The organism is Adhaeribacter aerolatus, from assembly GCF_007991635.1.
Taxonomy (GTDB): domain Bacteria; phylum Bacteroidota; class Bacteroidia; order Cytophagales; family Hymenobacteraceae; genus Adhaeribacter; species Adhaeribacter aerolatus.
The window spans coordinates 15,779-38,201 of the sequence record NZ_BJYS01000027.1 but is presented as its reverse complement, the minus strand read 5'-3'; the positions used below and the strand labels follow the sequence as shown (position 1 = coordinate 38,201).

The window sequence follows — 22,423 nt, the reverse complement described above, 5'->3', positions numbered from 1 at the left end:
CGGGGAGAAGGGGTTGGGGAATGAGGTGCTAAACCAATTCTTTTATTTGGCCTTGTTCCAGGTATATTCTTTTGTTAATCCAGGTCGGTATTTCGTGTTCATAATGGCTCACAAAAATAATGGTTTTAGCAGGCGTGGCATAAGTCGATAATAATTCCTGGGTTTTCTGAATTAAATCGGCGCTTAAACCCTGGAATGGCTCGTCCCAGATAAGCAATTCAGGATTTTTCACCAGCGATCGGATTAATAATACTAGCCGTTGCTCACCGGCCGAAAGCTGGAGAAAATGTTTTTTTTGCAGGTGTTCTATTTCGTAGAAAGCGAAAAAGTTATTTAGCGTTTGTTCCTGTTGTGAGCTTAATTGCCCTTTTGGAAACAAAGTATCGGTATAACCGGTGGCGGCTACGGTTTTGGCCATTAGATTCTGCCGGAAATACAGATGCAACTCCGGTGAAATAAAACCAATTCTTTTCTTAATATCCCAGATACTTTCACCGGTGCCTTTGCGGCGGTCGAATAAATATATTTTATTGGCAAAAGCCTGCGGATTATCCCCGTTGATTAAACTTAGCAAAGTTGTTTTGCCGGAGCCATTCGGCCCCAATAATGCCCATTTTTCTCCTTGGTTTACCGTCCAGTTTATATTATTTAAAACTTTTTTGCCGTCGTAGGTAATAGTGGTGTTTTCCATTTTTACCGCCACTTTATACTCGGGCGCGGCCTGGTGGTTCGGAAACAAGGTATTTAATGCCGGTAGATTATTTTCCTTTTCTTCCCCAGTTTCAGCAATAGATTTATTTAAATATTCTGCCCGGGTATAAGTCCCTTTAATGCTAAAATTATTTAAAAGTAACACGTGGGTGGCCCAAACCGGAATATCGTGTTGGTCGGTTATTAAAATTAATTCGGTGTCGTGCTGAATCAGGTTTTTTACCAAGGCATCTAAATCGTGACGGGTCTGCTTATCTAAACCGGCATACGGATTATCCAGGATAAGTAATTTGGGTTGCCGTAAAAGCGCCTGGGCGATGAGCATTTTGCGGGTCTGCCCGTTCGAAAGCTTTATTATTTCCAGGTGAAGCAAATCCCGGAGGTTCATTAAGTTAACAATGTTAGCCCATATCTCGTCCTGAGCCGTAACGCCGGTGGTATTCTGCAGAAATTCAGTTACCGAAACAATGCCTTCAGTATCAGAACTGTTGAAGCGTTGCTGGTAATAAAATTTGCCGTAATTAATCAGGCGTTCGGAAGGCGGAAAAGAAATAAAGCTCACGTATTTTTTGAGGTTCCAGGTATTTTCCGTTTCCGGTAAAAAATAATAGTGTACCTGGCCTTTTTGAACCCGGTGTTGCCCTGTTAAAGCTTCGGCCAGAATAGTTTTGCCGGAACCACCGGGCCCCGTAATAACCCAGGTTTCACTCTGCTGCACCACCCAATTTAGGTTATGAAAGGCCGGGCCAACAAATTTACTAAACGAAACATCCTGTAACCGCAAAAAAGGTTTATTTAAACTAACCGGATCAAGTGTTTGCATCTAAAATATTCGGGTAAAATACGGGCGCAATTTAATTAATATCTATAAAAGGTGTTTAAAATAACCAGTGGGGTAACCATAAGCCTAAAATAAAAAGGCCGGAAATTTCCGGCCTTCATCCAACAAATCATTTTAGGCTTATTCTGCCTCTAAATTCATGGTGCCGCTGGGGCTTTGCAATTTCATTTCGTCTTCATTTATACTTACTACCTGGAAGTTCTCAGTCATGTCTGAACCCACAAATTGCAAGGTCAGATTTCTGGCCATTGGATCAAAAGTCCATTTGCCCGAAGCGTTTTGGGAACTGGACCGCATGCTAAAAGATCCGTTGGCGTAAAACTGAATTACTTCGTTCTTTTCGGCGCCGGTAATTTTATCTTTATCGCCGGCAGCATTGGTTTCCCGGGTAGCTTTCCAGGTTTTGCTGGTGTCGCCGGAAATCATAGAAGCCGTTGGCGTTTTACTTTTTTCCTGGCAACTGGCAACTACCAGCATTAAAAATAAGGTAAGATAAGCCAGGTAATTTTTAAGGTTCAAAATTTTCATAGTTTTAGGTTTAAGGATGTATTTTAGGTTAAAATCATCTTGTAATTGGTAACCTGATTTCGGCAAATTACATTACGTTTTTTGAATGTTACGGCTCTCTACCTATTTAGGTTAAACCACCGCTTTATTTTTATCTGCAACTCTACGTAGTTATACAAATTAGCAAATAAATACGGGTATTTTTTCGTAAATAAAAGTTTAATAATATAACTAATTACAAAGTGGGGGCGTATGATTTAAAACAACAAGGCTTGTAAATAGCTTTGAATTAAATTGTTAAAAAATATAAAAGAAATAAAACTATGGGATTATTTGATTTTTTGAAAAAGGGGGAAGAAAAACCGGTTCAGCCCCAAGCTAAACCGGCTGCTGCCAAACCAGTGAATCAGCCGGTTACCCAACCAGCACAGCCAGCACAACCTGCTGCCCCGCAAAAAGAATATTATACCGTAAAAAGCGGCGATTCTTTGTCTAAAATTGCGAAGCAACTATACGGCGATGCCAACGCCTGGCACCGTATCCACCAGGCTAATACCGACCAGATTAAAGATCCGAATTTGATTCATCCGGGCCAGAAATTGGTGATTCCGAGATAGATTTTTGGAAATTCGATATTCGTATTTTAGATTTTTATAACAAAAAAGGAGCTCTGTGAAGCTCCTTTTCTTATTTAAAAGGCCCTCATTTTGGCGCGGAATTTACTTCCGCGACTTTTGGATAGTTTACTAAAAAGTATTCTTCTATTTTTTTAGCTTATTTCCAAAAAACATTGGAAAATCTATGCTTGGATATTTAATAAGTCACGGAAGTAATTTCAGCGCCATAGTAGACTTCGATGGCCTCTTTAATTAGCTCATTATCTGGCGCAAATTCCCCGGTAAGGGCAGTACTGGCAAACTTCCAAATCCTGCGTTTTGTGGATGGGTTTCGTTGGGTCCAGCATGTTCCGTACAAATTCTTTTAAATATTCTTCGGTAGTCTGAATAAAATTGGCCTGGCTGCCAGTTGTTTCGTCGGAAAAAGAAATGTCGGAAGTCATTAAACCGGCATTTAGGTTCCGGAACGAAATAATACCGGCTTCAACTTTCCGGGCCGGAATATTGCCTTCCAATTTACCATCAGCCTCCAACTGTTTAGCCATTAAATAACGGTACAACCACAGCTGCCGCACTTTGGCGTATTTGCGGTCGGTGAGCAAGTGTTCTTTTACGTGGTCGGGTTTTATTTTAAGGTCAGCGGGTTGTACCAAACCGGTTTTGTAATCGATTACCCGAACGGCTTTTTCGTTGGCATCAATGCGATCGGCTTTACCGGCAATTTTTACCAGCACAATATCGCCGCCAATTTCAACCGCCAAAATGGTTTCTATCACCTGTTCCAAGCTTAAGATGTGCAGCGGCAAATCTGGTGAGGAGGCTTGTTTTTGCAGGTAATTTTCCAGTACTTGGATGGCAATTTTAGCGAGCAAGTAATTCATGCCTTGTTCCGGCATGTGCTGCAGCGGACCGGCTTTAAAAGCTTTTTTTACCTGCTGCGGCAAAGTCGCCAACATTTTGTTTATGTCGGCGGCGGTCAACAATATTTTTCCTTCCTGGAAAGGCCGGAAATAATCTTCAAGTACTTTGTGCACAATATTCCCGAATTGGTCGGCGCCAATTTCTTCTTCCACTTCCACGGTTTCCTGGATGCCGGCTATTTTGGCGAAATAATATTGCAATGAGCAGTTGATGTACAGGTTCAAGTGCGACGGGTACAAGCCTTTAGCTAGCGCTTTTTTCAGGCTGGCCAGCACCTGCTCGTCTTTCTGAATAATAATATCGGGCTCGTAATTTTTGCTTTCCTGCTGCTCCACCACGGCGGTTAAATCGCGGAAGGTAATATTGGGATTGGCCGGTACCAGGTGGTGCTGCAATTGCAATATAAAACGGCTCTTTTCGCCGGAGCCGTAAGTATCGGAAGGCAGCACATACAGCAGGTTTATCTTTTTGGCCCGTTGCAGCAGCCGGTAAAAATAATACGAGGTCATGCTTTCCTGCTCGGCGTAAGTGGGCAGGCCAAAGGTTTTCAGCACATCGTACGGCATCAGCGACTTGTGCTTTTTGGGCTGCGGCAATATATTCTCGTTTACCGATAAAATAATCAGGTTCTCGAAATCAAGCGCGCGAGTTTCCAGGAACCCCATTACTTGAATATCCGAAATGGGTTCGCCGCTGAACGGCAAACGTGTTTGGGCAATATTTTCGTAGAGAAATTTCTTAAAACTGCGCACCGAAATTTTCTGCTGCCGACAATCGAAAATAGTATCGAGCTTTTTAACCAGCGTATAAAATATATACAGGTACTCGGTTTCTATGGGGTTTTCTTGCTGGAACTGGTAAACGGTTTTCAGCAAATCTATCAGGTCGTAGAACGAGGCTACAATATCGTCGCAGTTGCGCCAGGTTTTAAACAGGGCCACAAACAGCGGGTGGTCCTGACCCAATTGCAATAATTCCCGCGCAGACAACAGCACCCGGTTTGTCCGGATTATTTCAGATGCAGCGTTGCTAATCAGGTTCTGGTGATTTTCGTCTTCTTTGCTGTTCAGGTAAGTTTCGTAGCGCCGAATAAAAGGGTGGCTGAGGATTTTATTTACTGTGAGGTGGTGGTACATGTTTACCTTGTACCCGCTGGCGTTGGGCTGCAACACGCCGGTCAGGTGCAGGTCGAAGAGCAAATCGATTAAATTAAAGAGGGGCGTACCTTTAAAGGTTAAACCCATGGTAACGTTGTAATCCGGAATGTCTTCGCTGATGGAGTGCAGCACCGGCAGCAACATGGTTTCGTCGGGCAGCACAATGGCTACCTGGGCGTTGGGGTTTTCGCGACGGATTTCCCCCAGTAATTGACCGGCAATTTTGCCTTGCATGCTGGCGTTGGCTACGGCAATGGCGTTAATTTCTTTTGTATCGGTTTGCAGCAGGTTTTGCTGCCATTTCCAATCGGGTAGGGGCCAGCGCTTTTTGTACCTTTTCAGAAAATGGCCGGCGCGGTTCTGCGAATCCCCCTCCATGTAAAAGTCATCCGAATCAAACAGCACTTCGGCTTTTTTGTCGTGCAGGAGCGTCCGGATAATGATTTCTTCGGAGCGCGTAATGGCATTGAGGCCGATAAAAACAAACTGGTGACAGGTGGTGCGGGCGGTGAGTTCGGTAATGTGTTCGGCTACGTAGCGGTAAGCCATGCCGGTATATGCCTGCTTTTCGGCTTTCAGCTTCTGCCGGAGCCGCTCATAAGTTTTCTCCAGGTTATCCCAGAGTTTAAAATATTTCTGCACCAGCGGCGAAATCTCAAAACCCATCCGGTGCGGGTCCCAGCGTTCCAGGGCTTTGGCCTCGCTTACGTATTCAAACAGCTTTTTCGTATCCACCACTTCCTGGTCCATCCGGCTGAAATCCTCGAGCAAGGTACTCGCCCAGGTTACAAACTGGTCGAAATCCAGGTGCTGATCCAGGTCCAGCATTATATCATATAAATCGAGTTGCAGGTGAATGGGCTCGAGTACTTCTACCTTGGCCAGCCGGCAGATAAAGTCTTCCATGGAAGAAACCTCCGGCGACCAGATGCCTTCGGTGGCTACCTGGGCCAGCGCATTTTTAAAATAAATGCTTGCCCGGCGGGTAGGCAATACCACGCAAATCTGGCTGATGTTTTCGGGGTACTTGTTATAAATATATTCGGCTGCCTGGTGCAGGAATGATTTCATTTATGGATTTTTTGTAAATACGGCTGCTTAGAATCTTTAGAGTTATTCTATAAATTAGGTAAGCAGATTCTAAATTACAGGTTTGAATTACCCAAAACAAACCATATTAACTTAAATTATAAACAAAATTGCAGCGGCCTGCGTTATTTGGATAAATGCCAAATGGCAGGTATATTAGTGACAAAATACAAACAAAATGGAATTACTTTTTGGAACAAGTTCTACCACCGACAACTTCGCTGTAATTCAGCAGGCTCGGGCTGGCGTAGCGCGCGGGAAAGTTGACGAAGTATCCCGGTTAACTGGATTGACCGATAAAGATATGGCCCGGATTCTGAATATTTCCGAACGGACCCTGCATCGGCTCCGGCCGGAGGCGCTATTAGATAATAATGCTTCTGAGCGTTTGTTGTTGCTGGAAAGCTTACTACAGCACGGCTTAGTGGTTTTTGATGGACGGGCAGATGTGTTAGGCAGATGGCTGCGGATACCTTTAACCGAACTCCAGGGACAAGCCCCCTTAACCTTGCTGGACACGGCTACCGGCTTAGGTATGGTACATACCGTGCTCGGACGAATTGAACACGGCATTTATGCCTGAGGGTAAGGAAAGTAAATTATCGGCTCCGGAAAATAACCATCCGGTTTTGGCTTACCGTTTAGTAAAAGAGCGTTTTATTGATGCTCCCTTATCTACGGAAGGAGCCCGCCGGTATGGTGGCCGTTGGAACCCGCCCGGTGTGGGGATTTTATATACTTCGGCAAGTCCGGAACTGGCTCTGCTGGAACAACTGGTACATTTGCCCGCTCTGCCATTTGAAGATTTACCTCAGCTATTCTTAATTACCCTTTCCTTACCTGATTTGCCCAAGCCCTTGCCGGAACTCCCGCCACAATGGCGCGAGTACGCTAACTACGAAGCCAATCACCAACTACTCGCCGGTTGGCTGGAAAAGCCGGATGTGTTGGCGCTGCAAGTGCCATCAGCAGTGTTAACTGAATCTTATAATTATTTGTTGCACCCGGAACACCCGACTTACACCCAAATTAAAGTAGTCAAAATTGCTGCTTTTAACATCGATCCGCGTTTGTGGCGGGGCAAAACCTCTAATATTTGATAAGGCTTGTTTTATTTTTGTATGTAAAAATTAAATCAAAGCTATTACAATAAAAAGATGATTGGCTTTCCGTAAATGATTAAAGACCCAATACGCGAATTATAAGCATTACTTATAGGTGTTTTGCTCAATAATGCTCGACGATCTTGGAACTACTACCGGATAGCGAAGGAAAAGCTGATAGCTTATACTTTGTCCAGCTAAAACTCCAAATCCCTATGTTATAGGCAGAACAAGTAATCGCAATTATTAAAATAGTTCACCTCAACGTTTACGGATTGATCTAAAGAATTTATCTAGATTATTTATTAAAACTTTTGGTTGGTCAAACCAACTGTTATGTCCAGAATCGGGTATTAATATTATTTTTGCCCCTTTAATTTCTTCTGCAAAGACCTTAGTTGCATCCAGTGGAATGCTGGTCTTTTCCCCTTCAATGACTAAAGTTGGAGCATTTATTTGTTTGAGCAAGGGGCGAAAGTCCCATTCTCCACCTAAAGCTCTTCTTACAGAGATATTCTTTCTGTTTTGCTTTGCTATATCTGGGTACAAATCACTATTACCACGCTTGCGGGTTAAATGTTTAGGGTCTGCAACATAGAGAGGATCAGTGATCCCACTGCGCTCCTTTTTAAGTAAGCGAAGTGTTGTACTATCAGCTTTACGCATTAAACTATCTAGTTCACCAAGTCTTTTCAGTTTAGCTGAACCTAAAACAGAATCCATTGCTATTGACCGTCTTCTTCCAAATTCAGCGGTTGGGGGCATAGGACTTAGATAAACCAAACTTCTAACTTGGTGAGGAAATTGGTAGGCATAATACGTCATAATAGCGGCACCCCAAGACATGGCAATCAATGACATTTTCTGAAGCTTAAAATACAGACGAAGGCTTTCTAAATCGTTTACATGGTTATTCACTTTCAACTTGCTGGTGTCTTGAACGAGTTCTGAGCGTGCCATTCCTCTTTGATCATATTCAATGAAAGTGTATCCTTTAGTTGCTAAAAACTCTACCTCCAGTCCACCACTTTCTATACCTTCACCTCCTCCATGTATAAATACAATGGTGTCTTTGCCAAACCCCACAAGCCGATAAAAAAGCTGTACACCTTCTTCGCCTTTGAAATAACCTTGTTTAAGTAAAACCCCAGGAGGAGCAGGTGGCAGGGGAGCTTGCTGAGGCGGTAAAGAGGTAGAAAGAGTTGCAGGTGGTGGCTTAGGAGATATTAACATGGTTTGACCAAATGTACTGGTACTGTATGTAAATAATACAAGATGCAGAACAATTGTCAATAAGTATCGAAATGGTTTTTTATAATAATACATCTTTCCATAAATAAATTTAAGGAGTATTATTAAATGTATTCGCAATAACTATTATTAGGATTACGAGAGATTATAATATTAGTTGAGAAATTTTGTGATATTTTGGTTTTATTTTGTATTATTCATATTTAAAATTTTATTTAATTGGCTGAATCTTATCTTTATATTCAATATTAAAATGATAAATTAAGTTCTCTAAGATTTTTGTTTAATTGCCTGTCTATAGTGCATGAGAATTTTTTAGATATTATGTTCTAGAAGCTCTTCTTCAATATTAAAATTATTGCAACACTCGTAAACTTGTTATATCGATTTATGTCATAAATTCTAAAGACTTAATTTTAAATCATTCTATTTTAAAAGGAAGTTAATAGGCTCTTTAATTTTATTATTGTTTTATCTTTCATATATATCTAATTAACTCTCCACCTTAGCTTCCTCTACAAAACTCCATTGCTCCACTTCCTCCACATCGAAATAATACAGCACACATTTTATCTCCGCAAAAAGCAAATCCTTAAACAAACTAGCGTAGTTGTTCAAATTATCAATGTGCTCCTGCACTAGTGGCGGGGCTTTAAAATCCAGGAGTACCACGCTAGTGCCGTCGAAAACAATGCGGTCGGGTTTGTAGCGGGTGGCTTTGGCGTGCAGAATTTCTTTTTCGTTTTCGAAGGCTACGTCTTTGCTGAAGTACCGGGCCAGTTGCGGGTGCTTTACTATTTTCTTTAGCATGTCACTGAGTTCCGGCAGTTCTTTGCTGCTGTTAATACTTTCGTTGACTTGCCTCTAGCGCAAAAGCTTATAATAAAGCGCCACTTACATCTTTTTATAAAAGCAAGCCTAAAAACTTATAATCATAAACAGGCCCAAGTAAAGCTTTGTTTAAGCCTTAGGGTTTATGAATCAGGTAATTTCAGTCCAATTTGTTTCGCTATTTCCCTAAATGATATTATGCCTCGATGTTCAATTATTTTTCCGGCTTCGTTAAATTTAAAAAAGTCAGCAGCTGGTACCTTAAACTTTTTTCCTGTCGGTTTCTGTCCCATAAAATCATTTGTCCAGGTAGCACTCCAGTCACCCCAAACAACACCCCAATTCCCATCCGCTACATAATGTAAGTTTTCACCTTTCATGTCAGGAAAAATTTTAAAAAATTCACCAGTAGAAGCTATAAATTTATCAACACCTTTTACTGGAGGCTGACTGCCATCTCCATAGTCTAAGAAATCAGGTGCAAAATCCTTAGCAGCAGCAGCAGCATTATGAGCACTAAATGCTTCTGTACTCTCCTTAACTGCTTTTTTAATATGTTCTTCTTTTGCTTCTTGATTAATAAAACTTTCCTTGTTTACTGTTTCTTTAGATGGACTATTTGTGGCAGAACCGTTACATGAATATAGAGATAAAATTATCAAAGACGATAATAAAATATTTTTCATTTTAGTTTTAATTTATCTTTAAGTCAATGAATTAAGTACTGCATTTCAACTAAATATCTGAGGATGTAATTTATTTGTATAATGTAGTCTTTAAATAGATTCTTTATTTTATATATTTAATTGCCTGTTAGTTTACGAACCTTTCAATATACATGCAATACTGAAAAATCAGTATTTTTTATTTAAACAAATATTCATCCCTTTTGAAGGATTCACTTTATAATTCAGCTATGTAAATGAGCTTTGCAGTCGGAAAGCACATTTTTTAATCTACCACTTTAAGTTCCTCCGCATACACCCATTGCTCCACTTCCTCCACATCAAAATAATACAGCACACATTTTATCTCCGCAAATAGTAAATCCTTGAATAAACTGGCGTAGTAATTCAGGTTTTTGATATGTTCCTGCTCCAAAGGCGGGGCTTTAAAGTCTAGGAGAACCACGCGGGTGCCATCGAGAACAATGCGGTCGGGTTTGTAGCGGGTGGCTTTGGCGTGCAGGATTTCTTTTTCGTTTTCGAAGGCTACGTCTTTGCTGAAATAGCGGGCCAGTTGCGAATGCTTTACTATTTTCTTCAGCATGTCGCGGAGTTCCGGCAATTCTTTACTGCTGATGACGCCTTCATTTACCAGTTGTTTTGTTACAAAATTTAACTCCTCGGCGGTGGTAATGCGGGAGAGGGCGTAGTGCAGCCGGCGGTTCCATTTGCGGTGTTCCTGCTGCGTCTGAAAATCGAAAACGTTGTTGGCGTGCTGTTTTAGCTGAAGCCGCTGCTGCCAGTTATAGGAACTAAAGGTATCGAGGTGAAAAACGGCTTCAGTAACCGGGGCCGCGGCTTTTTGCGAAACATGGCCTTTGGCTAACTGGTAGCACAACTGGTCTTCCTGCCACAGCTCTTTGTGCTGCAAGTACCGGTAAAGCAGGTAGCTGATGGTTTTCTGGTTGGCACCCGAATTAAAATCTTTTTTCTGGCTCACGATGTACAGGCGGTCCTGGGGGCGGGTGAAGCCCACATACAGCATATTCAGGTTTTCGATAAAGGTTTTTTCGAGTTCGGCCTGGTACTGGGCTGCTAGAGGCGTTTCGTCCAGCTTTTTGCTCATGGTTACCACCGCCGAGGCCATTTTACCTAAACCCGGCAGGGCCTCAGGGAGGTTGCCCCACAGCAAAGCGCCCCGTTGCGGCTCCACCGACCAATCGGCAAACGGAACGATAACCACCGGGTAGGCCAAGCCTTTGGCTTTGTGGATGCTGGTAATGGTAATGGCGTTGCGATTTTTGGGCGAGTTGATGCTCAGCTTTTCTTTGTGGGTTTCCCAGTATTCGAGGAAATTATTCAGGTTATTGCTTTGGTTCAGGCTGTATTCCAGCACCACATCCAGGAACCGGAAAATATATTCGCACTCGTTGTTTTTACCCAGCAAATCAAAAATCCGGATGAGCTTTTCGGTGAGCTCGTACAGCGATAAATTACCGGTTTCCTTTTCTTCGAGGTTGAAGCCAAAGAATCGCAACTGGTCGAAGAAGAGTTGGTTACTGCCGTGGTTGGCCACATCCGCAATAAGTTGGGTCATCTGGTTATCGGGTTGCACCTGCAGCACCACTTTGCAAACCAGGTACATGGCTTCGGAGCGGGCCAGCGTATCGTCGGGTCGGTTAAACACCCGGAACAACGAAATGAGCAGGTTCACCACTTCGGCAAACTGCAGCGCCAGCGAATCCTGCGAAATAATATCGAATTTCTTTTCTTTTAAAAAATTAGCTACCAGCTTGCTGTTGCGGTTGGTGCGGCACAGCACGGCAATATCCTGGGGTTCGTAGCCTTCGGTTTGGGCCTGCCGGACTAGTTGTAACACCATTTGTAGGGTGCTTTCCTGGTAAGTCAAAATTTCGGGTTTCTCGTAGCCTTCGTACAGCGTTTCGGTGCGTTGGCAGTTGTCCAGGTCGTGCTGGTAATTAGTATCGTCGGGGTGCGTAAACAGCAACTGAATGTGGCCGCCGGTGCGGGCCGCGCCATCGGGTACCGCCTGCTTAAAGTTTTCGTCGTAAATATTCCGCAGCATCTCGTAACCGGGGTACGACGCACTGATAAACTCGAACAACTCGTTGTTGAAGTCGATGATTTCGCGGGTGCTGCGGTAATTCGTATTCAGGTCGGCCGGGGTGAGGCTTAAATCCAGGGTATCGTAGCGGCTTTCGAGTAAGTCCTGGTATTTGCGGTTCTGGTACAGGGCCGGCGTGTTGCGTTTGTACAGGTGCAAAATCTGGTCCATGTCGCCGCCGCGCCACCGGTAAATGGCTTGTTTCGCATCACCCACGGCCATGTTAAAGTAACCCGAAGCCAGGGAGTTTTCGATGAGCGGTAATAAATTATTCCACTGCAACGAAGACGTGTCCTGGAACTCGTCAATCAGGATGTGGTTGTATTTCTCACCGAGTCGCTCGTAAATAAAAGGCACCGGCTCTTTCAGCACAATCTCAGAAATGCGCTTGTTAAACTCCGAGATGTGCACCAGGTTTTTATCCTGCTTAATTTCCTGGATGCATTTTTCCAACTCGTTCAGCACCGAAACCTGGTACAAGTGCTTCAGCAATTCGGTAATTAAAATATAATAAGGCGCTTGTTCTTGCCGGATAGCTTCAATCTCCCGGAAATATTTCACTAAAGGAGCTTTGATGGTTTCGAGCCGGGCTTCCACATCTTTCGGCACTTTGGCGCCGGTCCATTTATCGTCGTTAATGGCTTGCCAGGCGTAGGTATTGGGTTCGTAAAATTCAAAAGCTTTCAGGTATTTACTAAAGAACCCGTAAATGCCGCGCTCTTTATAATGTAAATATGTGGGTTCAACCTGAGCCTGCTGGAATAAATCTATCGCTGCCTGAGCTCTTTCTAATATTGATCTTTCAATCTGGTTTTTCTGCGCGTACAAGTCCTGGCGGATTTTCTTAAAATCCTCCAAGCTCAGCTTCTGCAATTCCGAAATAGCTTCGTACACCTGTTCGTTCAGGAGGTTGTTCGCAAAAGCGGCTAGTTCGGTGGGTAAATTATTCCAACTGCGGCCTTCATCGGCTTTTTCCAAAGCGTAATTTTCCAGCGTCCGGGAAAGCAGTTCGTTGTCCTGAGAGTTATTTACCTTATCCAGCAGCAACGATACAGCCGTATTCAGCAGGGTGGTGGTGTCCAGGTCTACCTCAAAGTTGTAAGGAATATTCAGTTCGCGGGTAAAAGCCGTTACCACCTTGTTTACAAAAGCATCTATGGTACTCACGGCGAACTCGGAGTAGTTATACAATATCTGCTCAAAAGTGCGAGCCGCCCGCGCCCGAATAATTTCTTCCGAAACTTCCTGGCCTGGGTATTCTTCCTGAATTTCGGCTGTAATAGAAGCCAGCAAGGCTTCGCTCTGGGCTTTTTGCTTTTCGCTCAGGTTCGAATCATTAAACTGCCGTAGGGCCGATAAAATCCGTTGTTTCATTTCGTTGGCGGCATCGTTCGTAAACGTGATGGCCAGCACCGAGCGGTAGTAGCTGGGGTTATCGCTTTGCAGCGCCAGTTTCAGGTATTCTTTGGTAAGATGGTACGTTTTGCCGGAACCGGCAGAAGAAGAATATATTTTAAATTGCTGAGGCACAGATTTAAATTGCTTAAGGCTGTAGGAGGGAAGCTTTTACTTAATTTAGCTCCCGAATGCAATATTAAAATTAAGGCTTTTTTGGTTGATTTAAAAATGGGATTTTAGGACACCTCAACCCCCAGCCCATTCTCCTCTGGGAGAAGGGGAGCCGGTCTGATGGGTGGCTAATTACAACTCTTCTGGCTAAGTTAGATTATTTAAAAAATAATTTATCAGATAGGTAATTTAAGTCCCTCGCCTTAAAGGTGGCTTCCACCCGGGAGAGGAATTTAGGGTGAGGTTTCAAAGGCTGCAAAATTGGTGGGATAACACCATCAGTGCCGACAAAATCTGCTTTTAGTTTAAATACGAAACAGCTTCTTAGTCTGCCTTAGAAACACCGGCAATTTAGTTGTTAACTGTTAAAATGGTACAGAAAAGTGATAATACCGGTAAAGGCAGGTTTGGGCTGATCTTTTATTTCCATGATAACTTCCAGTTGGGCTTTGGCAATGCCGCGCAGGTTTTTCAAAGAAATCAACTTCGCGCGCAGCCGCACCTGGCTGTTTACAGTAACGGCCTGGTTAAACCGCAATTCTTCAATACCGTAGTTTACCTGCATTTTCAGGTTGCCTATTTCTACTATCTGGGCCCAAAGGTAAGGCAGCAGCGAAACGGTAAGATACCCATGGGCAATGGTGCTGCCAAACGGCGATTCGGTTTTAGCTCTTTCCTGGTCCAGGTGAATCCACTGGTAATCGAGGGTAGCGGCAGCAAATTGGTTAATCTGGTCCTGGGTAATCGTATGATATTCCGACGCACCTAATTCGGAACCTTCAAACTGCTGAAATTCGGCGAAACTATTTATCTGCTGTGGGCTCATGTACAAACATAGTAATTTATAAATTACAGTTTTTAAATTTATGTTTTTACTTTTCGGATGAATGCTGCGCAAAGACGACGTTTCAGAACTCATCTTTAACATAATTGGTTATTTAATTAATATATTTAGATCAGCCATTAATTAATTAAATGATAGAATATCCCTTGTTTAACCGGCTGCCTTCCTGGAGCCAGGTAGAAGTTTTAACCAAAAAAGGGACGGTTGTTGCCCAAAGGCACCATAAGGATTGGGACATCACCCTTTATACTTTGAATAATTTTTTTGTAGAGCTTTGGGTAAAGCCCAACCTGGAAATTATTGGTTCTTTTCATAGTTCGGTTAACCCGCTGGCTATTCTGGAACCTTACACCGAAGATATTCAGCTTCAGGATTTCTATAGTTTTTAAGCTAAAACAGCAGCCTATACTCGTTCTGCATAGAACCTATTTCCTAGCCGGAGAGTATCTAGGTAATTTTAGGTTTAATACTAAACAGGAGGATGAAAGAATGGCTAATATAACCAAAGCGGCTTATTACGAGGAGTTCGGTTCGATAGAGAACATAAAAGTAGGCAATCTGCCGGTGCCGGAACTAAAAGAAGGAGAAGTACTCATCCGGGTAAAAGGAGCCGGTATAAACCCGGTAGATGCGGCTGTGCGGGAAGGCTATCTGAGCGCTTTTATTCCGGTTAAATTTCCGGCTATATCGGGCTGGGATGTGGCCGGCATTGTACAAGACGGTGGTTTCAGTGCCCGCCGGTTTAAGCCCGGCGACGAAGTATACGGCTATGCCCGCCGGCCTGTGGTGCAGTACGGTACTTTTGCGGAGTATTTGGTTATTCCGGAAAGCTACCTGGCACTGCGACCCCAGCAGGTAAGTTGGGAAGAAGCAGCCGGTATTCCGCTGGTGGGTTTAACGGCTTATCAATCTTTGTTCGATGCCGGTAATTTACAGGCCGGCCAGTCGGTTTTAATTCTGGGGGCATCAGGTGGCGTTGGTTCGTTGGGCATTCAATTGGCAAAGGCCAAAGGCGCTAATGTAATCGGCGTGGCCAGCCGTAAAAATCACGATCACATGCGCAGCCTCGGTGCCGACTATACCTTGGATTATAACAATAGCCAAATAACCCGGGAGGTTAAAGAAATATTCCCGGCGGGTGTGGATTTAATATTTGATTGTGCCAGCGGCGAAACCCTGCAGCAGAGCCTGCCAGCCTTGAAAGCGGGTGGTAAGCTGGTTTCTATTTTAAACCAGGGCGAAAATTTACCCGCCGATATCAATTTCGAATACGTGTTTGTGGAACCTAATTCTTCGCAGCTAAATTATTTGCGCGAACTGGCTGATGCCGGAAAATTAAGGGTGCCGGTTAGTAAAACGTTCTCCCTCGACGAAACCCCAGAAGCTTTCCGGCAAATCGAAACCCATCATACTACGGGTAAAATTATTATTAAACCTTAAATATTTGTCTTACGGTTAAAAACATGTTTATTTTATTTTAGGAATTCATGCATTTTCATAATGAAAGAAGCAGGTTTTAAAATGCTATTATTGTTAACTCAATATTGTATTGTTTATTACTGTTTTTCTTAATGGTATTCCATTGATTGGTTGATTTGCAATAGTTTATCTTTTGAAAGATTCCATCTTTCAATGGTCAATTGCTAACAGTTAGCAATCTCCTAAGAAGCCTCCCGGCCGGCGGGCCCCGTTTGGCCACTCGGGCTGCTCATCTTTCCTTTGCTCGTACCTCGCAATGCTAAAGCACCGGAAAGCTGAAAGGCCCTCATCGCCCAAACTGCTGTCAGTTGCCAATAGCAACTGCCTTATTGAACTCATCAATTTTTAATGAATAATAGAATAATAATACTCATCTTAGCTAATTGATAGCTTCTAGATTTGTCCGAACTCCTTCCCTGATTTAGGGAAGATGCCCGAAGGGCGGAAGGGTTAAGCTCTTCCAGCAGAAAAGTTAGGGGCCTACACCCAGGCAAAAACCAGAGAACAGGGAAGTGTTTAAAATATCAGATAGCCTTCATCGGACTACAAAGAACATTTATTTTAAATTAATGTTTGAACCAGATTTTCTATGGAAGCCGCTTTATGAGAGTTAGGTTATTTTAAACGCTTGTCCTGGATAAACAAAAAGGCGCAAGCGGACGCTTGCGCCAAAGTATTGATGGGAAAATATTTAATATGAGCGTTATTATTTATTAGCCGAAATAGTTTGGGTAGGGATTACTCCGTTTATTACTTCACCCACCGGGCGATCGGCCATATAATTGATACCCAAAAAAGCCGCCAGCGTTTTAGCCAGTTGGTTGGTATAATGTTGTTGCGGTTGCTTCATTTCGCCGAAGGCCGGCGTATCCGGGCCCATCACCATAAACCAGGTTTGGTCGGCTTCCGCAACATTAGCGCCGTGGTTGCGCCACGAGCCGTTGCCATTGCCCCGGCCGTGGTCGGTTGTAATGAGTAATGTGGTTTTATTCTTGTACCTGGGCGAGCGTTGCAGCCAGGTCCAGAGGTCTTTTATAAAGGCATCGGTTTGGTGCGCAGATTTCAGGTAAGCATCGTAGTGCCCATCATGGGCAAAATCATCGGTTTCGCCGTAGGCAATATACATAACCCGCGGACTGTTTTTCTTTAAATATTCCAGGGCGTAATGATGGGTAAATGCATCCAGGCGCACACTGCCCCAGGGGCTGGGAATCTGGGTTTGTAATTGGTTCAGAAACTTCTCCCGGTCCGTCAGTTGCGGTCCTTCGACCGAAGCAAAGCCGGCATTAACGGGTAAACCCGAACGCTTCGCATTGATGATAAAAGGGAAAACATCCCAGGAGCCAAAAGCTGCCACTTTCTTCCGGAAGCCTTTCTGCTCGTTTATAAATTCCAGCACGGTGCGGTTCGGGTTATCATTTTTATCGTTGCTGTTAATGCGCTCATCGTCGGCAAAGCCCGTCAGAATTTCGTTGTAGCCGGGGTACGAAAAGCGGTGCTGGTTGCGCAGATTTACCAGATTCTGGTGGTGGCGGTTGCCGTATAGCTGCCCTTGCGTGGCCAAAGTACTCCAGATAAAAGGCAATAATTTTTGCCGCCGTACCTGCGGGTCTTCGTCCCAGTATAAAGTTTTCAGCGCATCCCTATCGTCCACATAATCTTTATCCCGGATTAAATCGGCGTCGGCCCCGGTAAAAAGTTCGCGCCACCGCAGACCGTCCAGCGTAATCAAAATCACGTTTTCGGTTTTAAGTTTTTGCTGAGCAAAGGCATTCAGGTGATTAAAAATTGATAAAAGGAGAAAGGAAAACAGAATTCTGAAGCGCATGTTTTTAATTAAAAATAAGCTTTTGGTATGTGTTGTTATACGAGAAATATAAGAAACAATATATATAAAATATGGTTACTTGCCTGCTTTGGTATCGCTTACCCGAAATATTTTAAGCGGAAAAGTTTTAGCCTGGATATTGCTGCCACCGGCTAACCTAATATTTACCGATTGAAGCTGTTTATCATTTAAATCTGCTGTTCAGTAGCCCTTGCTGAGTGTTTTCACCAGCAAGTAGAATGGCAGAAGCTTCACAATTGGCGGTGATAACCCCACTAATGGCACTGCCCAAGCTTTTAAGCTAAATATTAAGCTGCCTCTATTCTAAAAGCCCACCAAACCACCACTGGTAAATTAATATTAGTCTCACCTCATCTTTAATCCTGAATCACAGGCTTAGGCACAAAGATATAATCATCTGCAAAAGCTAATCAAATTTCTTCTGCTGGTTTAACTGGGGCAGCGAACGCCAAAAAAGGGCATAAAATTTCCGTTTTAATTTCATTTTAATAACCTGGTTATATATTGGCACCCGCAAATTGGTCGGAATGGAGAAGTGCCGGAGATTTAATTTTAAAATTTTAACAGCCAAGTCTGGTTCAAAACTGTTTTAGTTGGGTAAGAAAAAAGCTGAAGTATGATTTTAGATAAAAGAATACCCCTGAAATATATTTTTAACCTGATTAAGCACAACCTGCTGTTTGTATTACTGATTAGCTTGATAACTAATTACCTGGCAAGGGCATTTAGCAGTTTATTGCCTGATATGCCCTTATCTATTCCGGCCTTTTTGGGTACGGCTATTTCGGTTCTGCTGTCTTTTAAAATGAGCCAGTCGTACGACCGGTGGTGGGAAGCCCGGAAGGCTAGCTTTTACCTAATCGAGAAAAGCGCCTACCATTTACAGGACCCCTTCCGAAACCGGCCCAGCGATGTTTCAGTTTCGGCCATTGCCCGTACTATTGAGATTAACATCCGGCAATTGCAAGGGGAGCAGGAGGTGCCGGAAACGGCCAAACCAACCGAATTTTACATTCTTTAATAATTTAACTTTAATATATTAAAAGCCTATGTACATCCACTCGAAAGAAAATCAAAGTAAGCTTACTCCCGAAATAGCTTTTCAATATTTAAAAGAAGGCAACGACCGGTTTGTCCGGAACCTGCGGGCGAACCGTAATTTGTTGCAACAGGTAAACGAAACCCGCGATGGCCAGTACCCTTTTGCCACTATCCTGAGTTGTATGGATTCACGTACATCGGCCGAGCTTATCTTTGACCAGGGTTTAGGTGATATTTTCAGTATCCGGATTGCCGGAAATGTACTAAACGAAGACATATTGGGCAGCATGGAGTTTGGCAGCCGGGTGGTAGGTACTAAGATTGTTATGGTATTGGGCCATACCAAGTGCGGCGCCATTGTGGGTGCCTGTAACAACGTACAATTAGGAAGTTTAACCCAACTTTTAGATAAGGTAAAACCGGCTATTGCGCAGGAAACCGTTACCCAAAACGAGCGGACTGGCAAGAACTCGGAATTTGTAAATAATGTAACCGAAATAAACGTGCACTTAACCATCCAAAGAATAAAAGACGAAAGCCCCATTATTGTGGATCTGTTGCAGGAAGGTAAAATTAAAATTGTGGGTGGCGTTTACGATGTTGATACCGGTAAGGTAGATTTTTTTGAAGACTAAAATTTAGAAAGATGATTTTAGCGTAGTAACATTATACTAAAGTTACTACGCTAAAATCGGCCGTTCTAACTGCTTATGACGAACCCATAAGAAGAAAAAGAAAGTAAGTCTCTGAGTTTAGTGTTGCGGCAGTTTACCCAATTAAATTATGTATTATCCCAGCTATTACATGAATGGCCTTAAGTTTCATTAATCTATCTTTTGAAAGATGAAATCTTTCAATGGTCAGATGCTAACTGGCTACTTCTTCCTAAGTAGCCTCCGGGAGGGCGGGCCTCGTTTGGCCGCTTGGGCTGCTCAGCTTTCCTTTCCTCGTTCCTCGCAATGCTAAAGCACCGGAAACCCAGAAGAGCATCTTCCAAAAGGCCCTCGCTGTCCAAACTGCTGTAGTATGCGTTTTGCTGATGCCTTTCCAGGTTCAATCTTTATCAAATAATAAGCTTCCGCAACAAAGCTTTTCCATAATGTTTCGGTTCGGCCGAACTCCTTCCCTGATTCAGGGAAGGTGCTTGGAGAGCGGAAGGGTTATTTTCTGCCAAAAAAGAAAAGCGCATAACATAAGCGAAAGCTAACGAACAAATATATGCCCTATATTATTGAATAACATGAGACCGAATACAAAGTATCTAATGCCAGACAAATGCCTGACCAGCCTTACTGTATAATAACGAATATTTAAACGCTCATAATTTTCAGCGGCCGGAGGCCGGAAGAAGGGCAACACCAGCAAAGACGTTAGGGTTAGGGGACATTGAACGTGAACCCTGGCCAGGATAATACTTAACAAATCTTTTTCTGTGGTTAAATTAACTCCTGGCGAATGGCTTTTCGGGTAAGGCTAGTAAAGGCAAGGTAGTCCGAAAAACCAAATCTTCGGTAACGCTGCTGTGAAAAAGCGAATGCCAGAAACCGTGCGTGTGGATACCGATCGCCAATAAATTGGTGGGGTTTTCTTTTATATATTTTTCTAATCCCTGGGCTACAGTTTTATCGGTGCGTTCTATTAATCTTAAATGATGCCCCGGAAAGCGATTACGCAGTTCATCTAATATTAATTCTTCGTTTAGGATTTCAGTTTCGGTCTGGCTGGTAATATGCACCAATGTAATCTGAGCGCCGAACGGTTGGGCAAAAGCCAACAATTGGTTCAGGTATATCTCAGTTTCATCTTCCAGGTCGGCCGCAAATAAGATGTTTTGGGGTGGGGTAAAACGGGCTTCGGACGGAATAGCTAGAACGGGTACACCGTGGATTTCTTTTATCACCGAGGCCGTATTGGTGCCAATCAGGCGGTCGAAGAAAGAACTGGCGCCTTTGGTGCCCATTATCACCAGGTCAGCTTTTTCCTCCTGCAAAATATCTTGCAGGTTGCCGGTAAAAGAGCCGTATTTAAAATGGGTCGTCACCGGAATCTCCTCCTGCTGGTTCAGCCGGACCTGTTCGGCCAATTTGGTTAATTTTTCCTGCTGTACTTTTTCTAACTCGGGGTCTGGGTAAATGGCGCCGGGGTATAAGGGGCTGGCGCCTAGTCCCACATCGCCGGCGGCTGATGCGTAAATATTGGTGGCGGCATAACTCACAGGTAAATCGGCATTATGAAAAAGAATAAGACGGCCCTGTACCCGCCGGGCCAACTGGATAGCATAGGAGAGGGCATTGGCTGCATTCTCGGAGAAATCGGTAGGGACCAGTATATTTTTCATAAGGGGGCGCAGATTAGAATTATTAATATAGATTATTTATATATTCTACGGAACCAAAGCTGACCGGTTGGTTATTCGCCCTTTTCCTTCGCTCGGCTTGCCTGCCGGATGGTTTTCAGGTAAAGTTCTTCTACCTTCTGCCGGGCCCAGGGCGTTCTGCGCAGGAATTGCAAACTAGACTTTACACTCGGGTCGTGGTTAAAGCTGTTTATTTTAATTTTATGGCCTAATTCATCCCAACCATAGTAGTTTACCAGGTAAACCAGTATCATTTCTAGGGTTTTGCCGTGCAGCGGGTTATTTTTCTGTTCTTCCATTATTAAGCTAAAATATTCTATACTCAGGTTTACGGGCCGAGATTAGATTATAGTCCATCAGGGTCGGGAAATTTTCGGCAGTGGAAATTAAACCTGCCTGAGAAAACCACTCGCGGTGTTCCTGACGACTATAAATCCGGCCTTTGGTGCCGGTAAAAAGCATCACCGAATAATCAGTAGCTGCTAATGGCCCATCCAAGGAATCGTGCAGGAAAGCATCGTGTACCCATAATTCGCCGCCGGGTTTAAGCGCTCTGGCAAATTTTTGTGTAAGATAAATACAGGTTTTGGTAGGCCAATCGTGGAAGAGGCTGGCCGCTAATATTAAATCTGCTGCAGGCAGTTCATCCGTCAGCATATCGCCGGGCATAAAGCTCACTCTTTGGCGCACTTCGGCTGCGCCGTTTCGGCCACTTTTGCGGAATATGTCCAGAAGTTCCTTAGCTACTTTTAACACTTCGGGCCGGTCGAAAACGGTGGCGGTCGCTTTGGGGTTGGATAGGAGCCACTCGTAGGTATAAAAGCCGGTGCCGGCTGCCACATCCAGCAAATGACCGTTGCGCTGAGGTAGTTTTTCGGCCACAACGCGTGCTAAATATTCGGCCCGGCCCGCCAGCGCCAAGGTCAGGAAACGGGCAGCTTCCGGGTCGTCCATCGGCGAAGGTGCATCGTCGTCTTTTACATAAGTTACGCCGTTGGTGGTATCCTTTGGCCCATCGTTCATTAATAATTCGGTTAGCGCCAGTACGCCCGGGTCGTTCTTTTCCAGGCCGGTATAACCAACCAGATTGGGCTGCTGGGTTTGGGTCAGATATCTTCCGAGTGGCGTCAAAGTTAAGTTGCCTTCCGGATTAAATGCCAGCATTTCCAGGGCACAGAGCGCCGGGAAGAAAACCATGGCAGGGCGTTCTTTCAAACCTAAATGCTGCGCCAAATCGGCTAAAGATTTGGGTCCGTTTTGCAAAACCTGGAAAACCGGAATGTGATGGACGGCAGTAATTAAAATGCGGGAACCGGCCATTGCTCTTAAATGGCGGGTGATAGGAGCCAGATCTAAAGGTGGTGTTGGCATGTATATTTTATGGTGATTTAAAAGCTTCTACAACAATAAAGAACCGTATGTATTTTTAATATTTAATACGCCCACCGGGTATCCTTCAGGAAGAAA

At 43.8% G+C, this 22,423-nt stretch carries 20 protein-coding genes; 7 read left to right on the top strand and 13 right to left on the bottom strand.

The features are described from left to right. Nucleotides 1-28 precede the first annotated feature (28 nt). Both AAE02nite_RS17415 and AAE02nite_RS17410 read right to left on the bottom strand, forming a co-directional pair. The gene (locus tag AAE02nite_RS17415) at nt 29-1,534 is read right to left on the bottom strand and encodes an ATP-binding cassette domain-containing protein (RefSeq protein ID WP_146900532.1); all 1,506 of its coding nucleotides are present in this window, start codon (nt 1,532-1,534) and stop codon (nt 29-31) included. A gap of 138 nt (nt 1,535-1,672) precedes the next feature. Continuing rightward, nucleotides 1,673-2,080, bottom strand: coding sequence for a lipocalin family protein (locus AAE02nite_RS17410; protein ID WP_146900528.1), 408 nt, complete (start codon nt 2,078-2,080; stop codon nt 1,673-1,675). 302 nt (nt 2,081-2,382) lie between these two features. On the opposite strand from AAE02nite_RS17410, the gene AAE02nite_RS17405 reads away from it, so the two are divergent. Then, nucleotides 2,383-2,676 carry a LysM peptidoglycan-binding domain-containing protein gene (locus AAE02nite_RS17405; protein ID WP_146900525.1) on the top strand — a complete coding sequence of 98 codons (294 nt, stop codon included), beginning with the start codon at nt 2,383-2,385 and terminating at the stop codon, nt 2,674-2,676. A gap of 260 nt (nt 2,677-2,936) precedes the next feature. Here AAE02nite_RS17405 and AAE02nite_RS17400 read toward each other — a convergent pair whose 3' ends face one another. Then, on the bottom strand, nt 2,937-5,825 hold the full coding sequence (locus AAE02nite_RS17400; protein ID WP_146900522.1) for a PD-(D/E)XK nuclease family protein: 2,889 nt from the start codon (nt 5,823-5,825) through the stop codon (nt 2,937-2,939). Nucleotides 5,826-6,021: 196 nt separating this feature from the next. Between AAE02nite_RS17400 and AAE02nite_RS17395 the strand changes: the two genes are divergently transcribed. Together AAE02nite_RS17395 and AAE02nite_RS17390 are read left to right on the top strand one after the other, a co-directional pair. Continuing rightward, the gene (locus AAE02nite_RS17395; protein ID WP_146900519.1) at nt 6,022-6,426 is read left to right on the top strand and encodes an Xre family toxin-antitoxin system antitoxin; all 405 of its coding nucleotides are present in this window, start codon (nt 6,022-6,024) and stop codon (nt 6,424-6,426) included. Then, a complete protein-coding gene (locus tag AAE02nite_RS17390) occupies nt 6,419-6,943 on the top strand; it encodes an RES family NAD+ phosphorylase (protein ID WP_146900516.1) in 525 nt (174 codons plus the stop codon). The genes AAE02nite_RS17395 and AAE02nite_RS17390 overlap by 8 nt, the downstream gene beginning before the upstream one ends. Before the next feature lie 264 nt (nt 6,944-7,207). Here the strand turns inward: AAE02nite_RS17390 and AAE02nite_RS17385 are convergent, their stop codons facing one another. The 5 genes from AAE02nite_RS17385 to AAE02nite_RS17365 all read right to left on the bottom strand — a co-directional run bounded on the left by AAE02nite_RS17385 (nt 7,208) and on the right by AAE02nite_RS17365 (nt 14,213). Then, the gene (locus tag AAE02nite_RS17385; RefSeq protein ID WP_146900513.1) at nt 7,208-8,272 is read right to left on the bottom strand and encodes an alpha/beta fold hydrolase; all 1,065 of its coding nucleotides are present in this window, start codon (nt 8,270-8,272) and stop codon (nt 7,208-7,210) included. A gap of 417 nt (nt 8,273-8,689) precedes the next feature. Further along, complete coding sequence (locus AAE02nite_RS17380) at nt 8,690-9,007, bottom strand: hypothetical protein (protein ID WP_146900510.1); 318 nt, start codon at nt 9,005-9,007, stop codon at nt 8,690-8,692. Nucleotides 9,008-9,171: 164 nt separating this feature from the next. After that, on the bottom strand, nt 9,172-9,714 hold the full coding sequence (locus AAE02nite_RS17375; RefSeq protein ID WP_146900507.1) for an ester cyclase: 543 nt from the start codon (nt 9,712-9,714) through the stop codon (nt 9,172-9,174). A 265-nt stretch (nt 9,715-9,979) separates the two neighbouring features. Further along, nucleotides 9,980-13,348, bottom strand: coding sequence for a UvrD-helicase domain-containing protein (locus AAE02nite_RS17370; RefSeq protein WP_146900504.1), 3,369 nt, complete (start codon nt 13,346-13,348; stop codon nt 9,980-9,982). Between the two features lie 397 nt (nt 13,349-13,745). Then, complete coding sequence (locus AAE02nite_RS17365) at nt 13,746-14,213, bottom strand: MaoC family dehydratase (RefSeq protein WP_146900713.1); 468 nt, start codon at nt 14,211-14,213, stop codon at nt 13,746-13,748. A 149-nt stretch (nt 14,214-14,362) separates the two neighbouring features. Between AAE02nite_RS17365 and AAE02nite_RS17360 the strand changes: the two genes are divergently transcribed. Then, nucleotides 14,363-14,620: a hypothetical protein gene (locus AAE02nite_RS17360; protein ID WP_146900501.1), complete on the top strand. Its 258-nt coding sequence runs from the start codon at nt 14,363-14,365 to the stop codon at nt 14,618-14,620. A gap of 100 nt (nt 14,621-14,720) precedes the next feature. Continuing rightward, entirely contained in the window at nt 14,721-15,671 is a 951-nt protein-coding gene (locus AAE02nite_RS17355) for an NADP-dependent oxidoreductase (RefSeq protein WP_146900498.1), read from the top strand. A 210-nt stretch (nt 15,672-15,881) separates the two neighbouring features. Here the strand turns inward: AAE02nite_RS17355 and AAE02nite_RS26340 are convergent, their stop codons facing one another. Next, the gene (locus tag AAE02nite_RS26340; protein WP_170252629.1) at nt 15,882-16,049 is read right to left on the bottom strand and encodes a hypothetical protein; all 168 of its coding nucleotides are present in this window, start codon (nt 16,047-16,049) and stop codon (nt 15,882-15,884) included. Between the two features lie 367 nt (nt 16,050-16,416). Then, nucleotides 16,417-17,538, bottom strand: coding sequence for a sulfatase-like hydrolase/transferase (locus tag AAE02nite_RS17350; RefSeq protein ID WP_146900495.1), 1,122 nt, complete (start codon nt 17,536-17,538; stop codon nt 16,417-16,419). Between the two features lie 637 nt (nt 17,539-18,175). Here AAE02nite_RS17350 and AAE02nite_RS17345 point away from each other — a divergent pair. Further along, nucleotides 18,176-18,580: a bestrophin family protein gene (locus AAE02nite_RS17345; protein WP_146900492.1), complete on the top strand. Its 405-nt coding sequence runs from the start codon at nt 18,176-18,178 to the stop codon at nt 18,578-18,580. A 28-nt stretch (nt 18,581-18,608) separates the two neighbouring features. Then, complete coding sequence (locus tag AAE02nite_RS17340) at nt 18,609-19,235, top strand: carbonic anhydrase family protein (protein WP_146900488.1); 627 nt, start codon at nt 18,609-18,611, stop codon at nt 19,233-19,235. An 806-nt stretch (nt 19,236-20,041) separates the two neighbouring features. Here the strand turns inward: AAE02nite_RS17340 and AAE02nite_RS17335 are convergent. The 3 genes from AAE02nite_RS17335 to AAE02nite_RS17325 form a co-directional block, all read right to left on the bottom strand. Further along, nucleotides 20,042-20,938 (bottom strand): universal stress protein, encoded by an 897-nt coding sequence (locus AAE02nite_RS17335; RefSeq protein ID WP_146900485.1) that lies wholly within the window; start codon nt 20,936-20,938, stop codon nt 20,042-20,044. A gap of 71 nt (nt 20,939-21,009) precedes the next feature. Then, on the bottom strand, nt 21,010-21,255 hold the full coding sequence (locus AAE02nite_RS17330; protein WP_146900482.1) for a VF530 family protein: 246 nt from the start codon (nt 21,253-21,255) through the stop codon (nt 21,010-21,012). 7 nt (nt 21,256-21,262) lie between these two features. Next, nucleotides 21,263-22,327, bottom strand: a complete 1,065-nt coding sequence (locus AAE02nite_RS17325; RefSeq protein ID WP_146900479.1) for a methyltransferase — start codon at nt 22,325-22,327, stop codon at nt 21,263-21,265. Between the last annotated feature and the right edge of the window lie 96 nt (nt 22,328-22,423).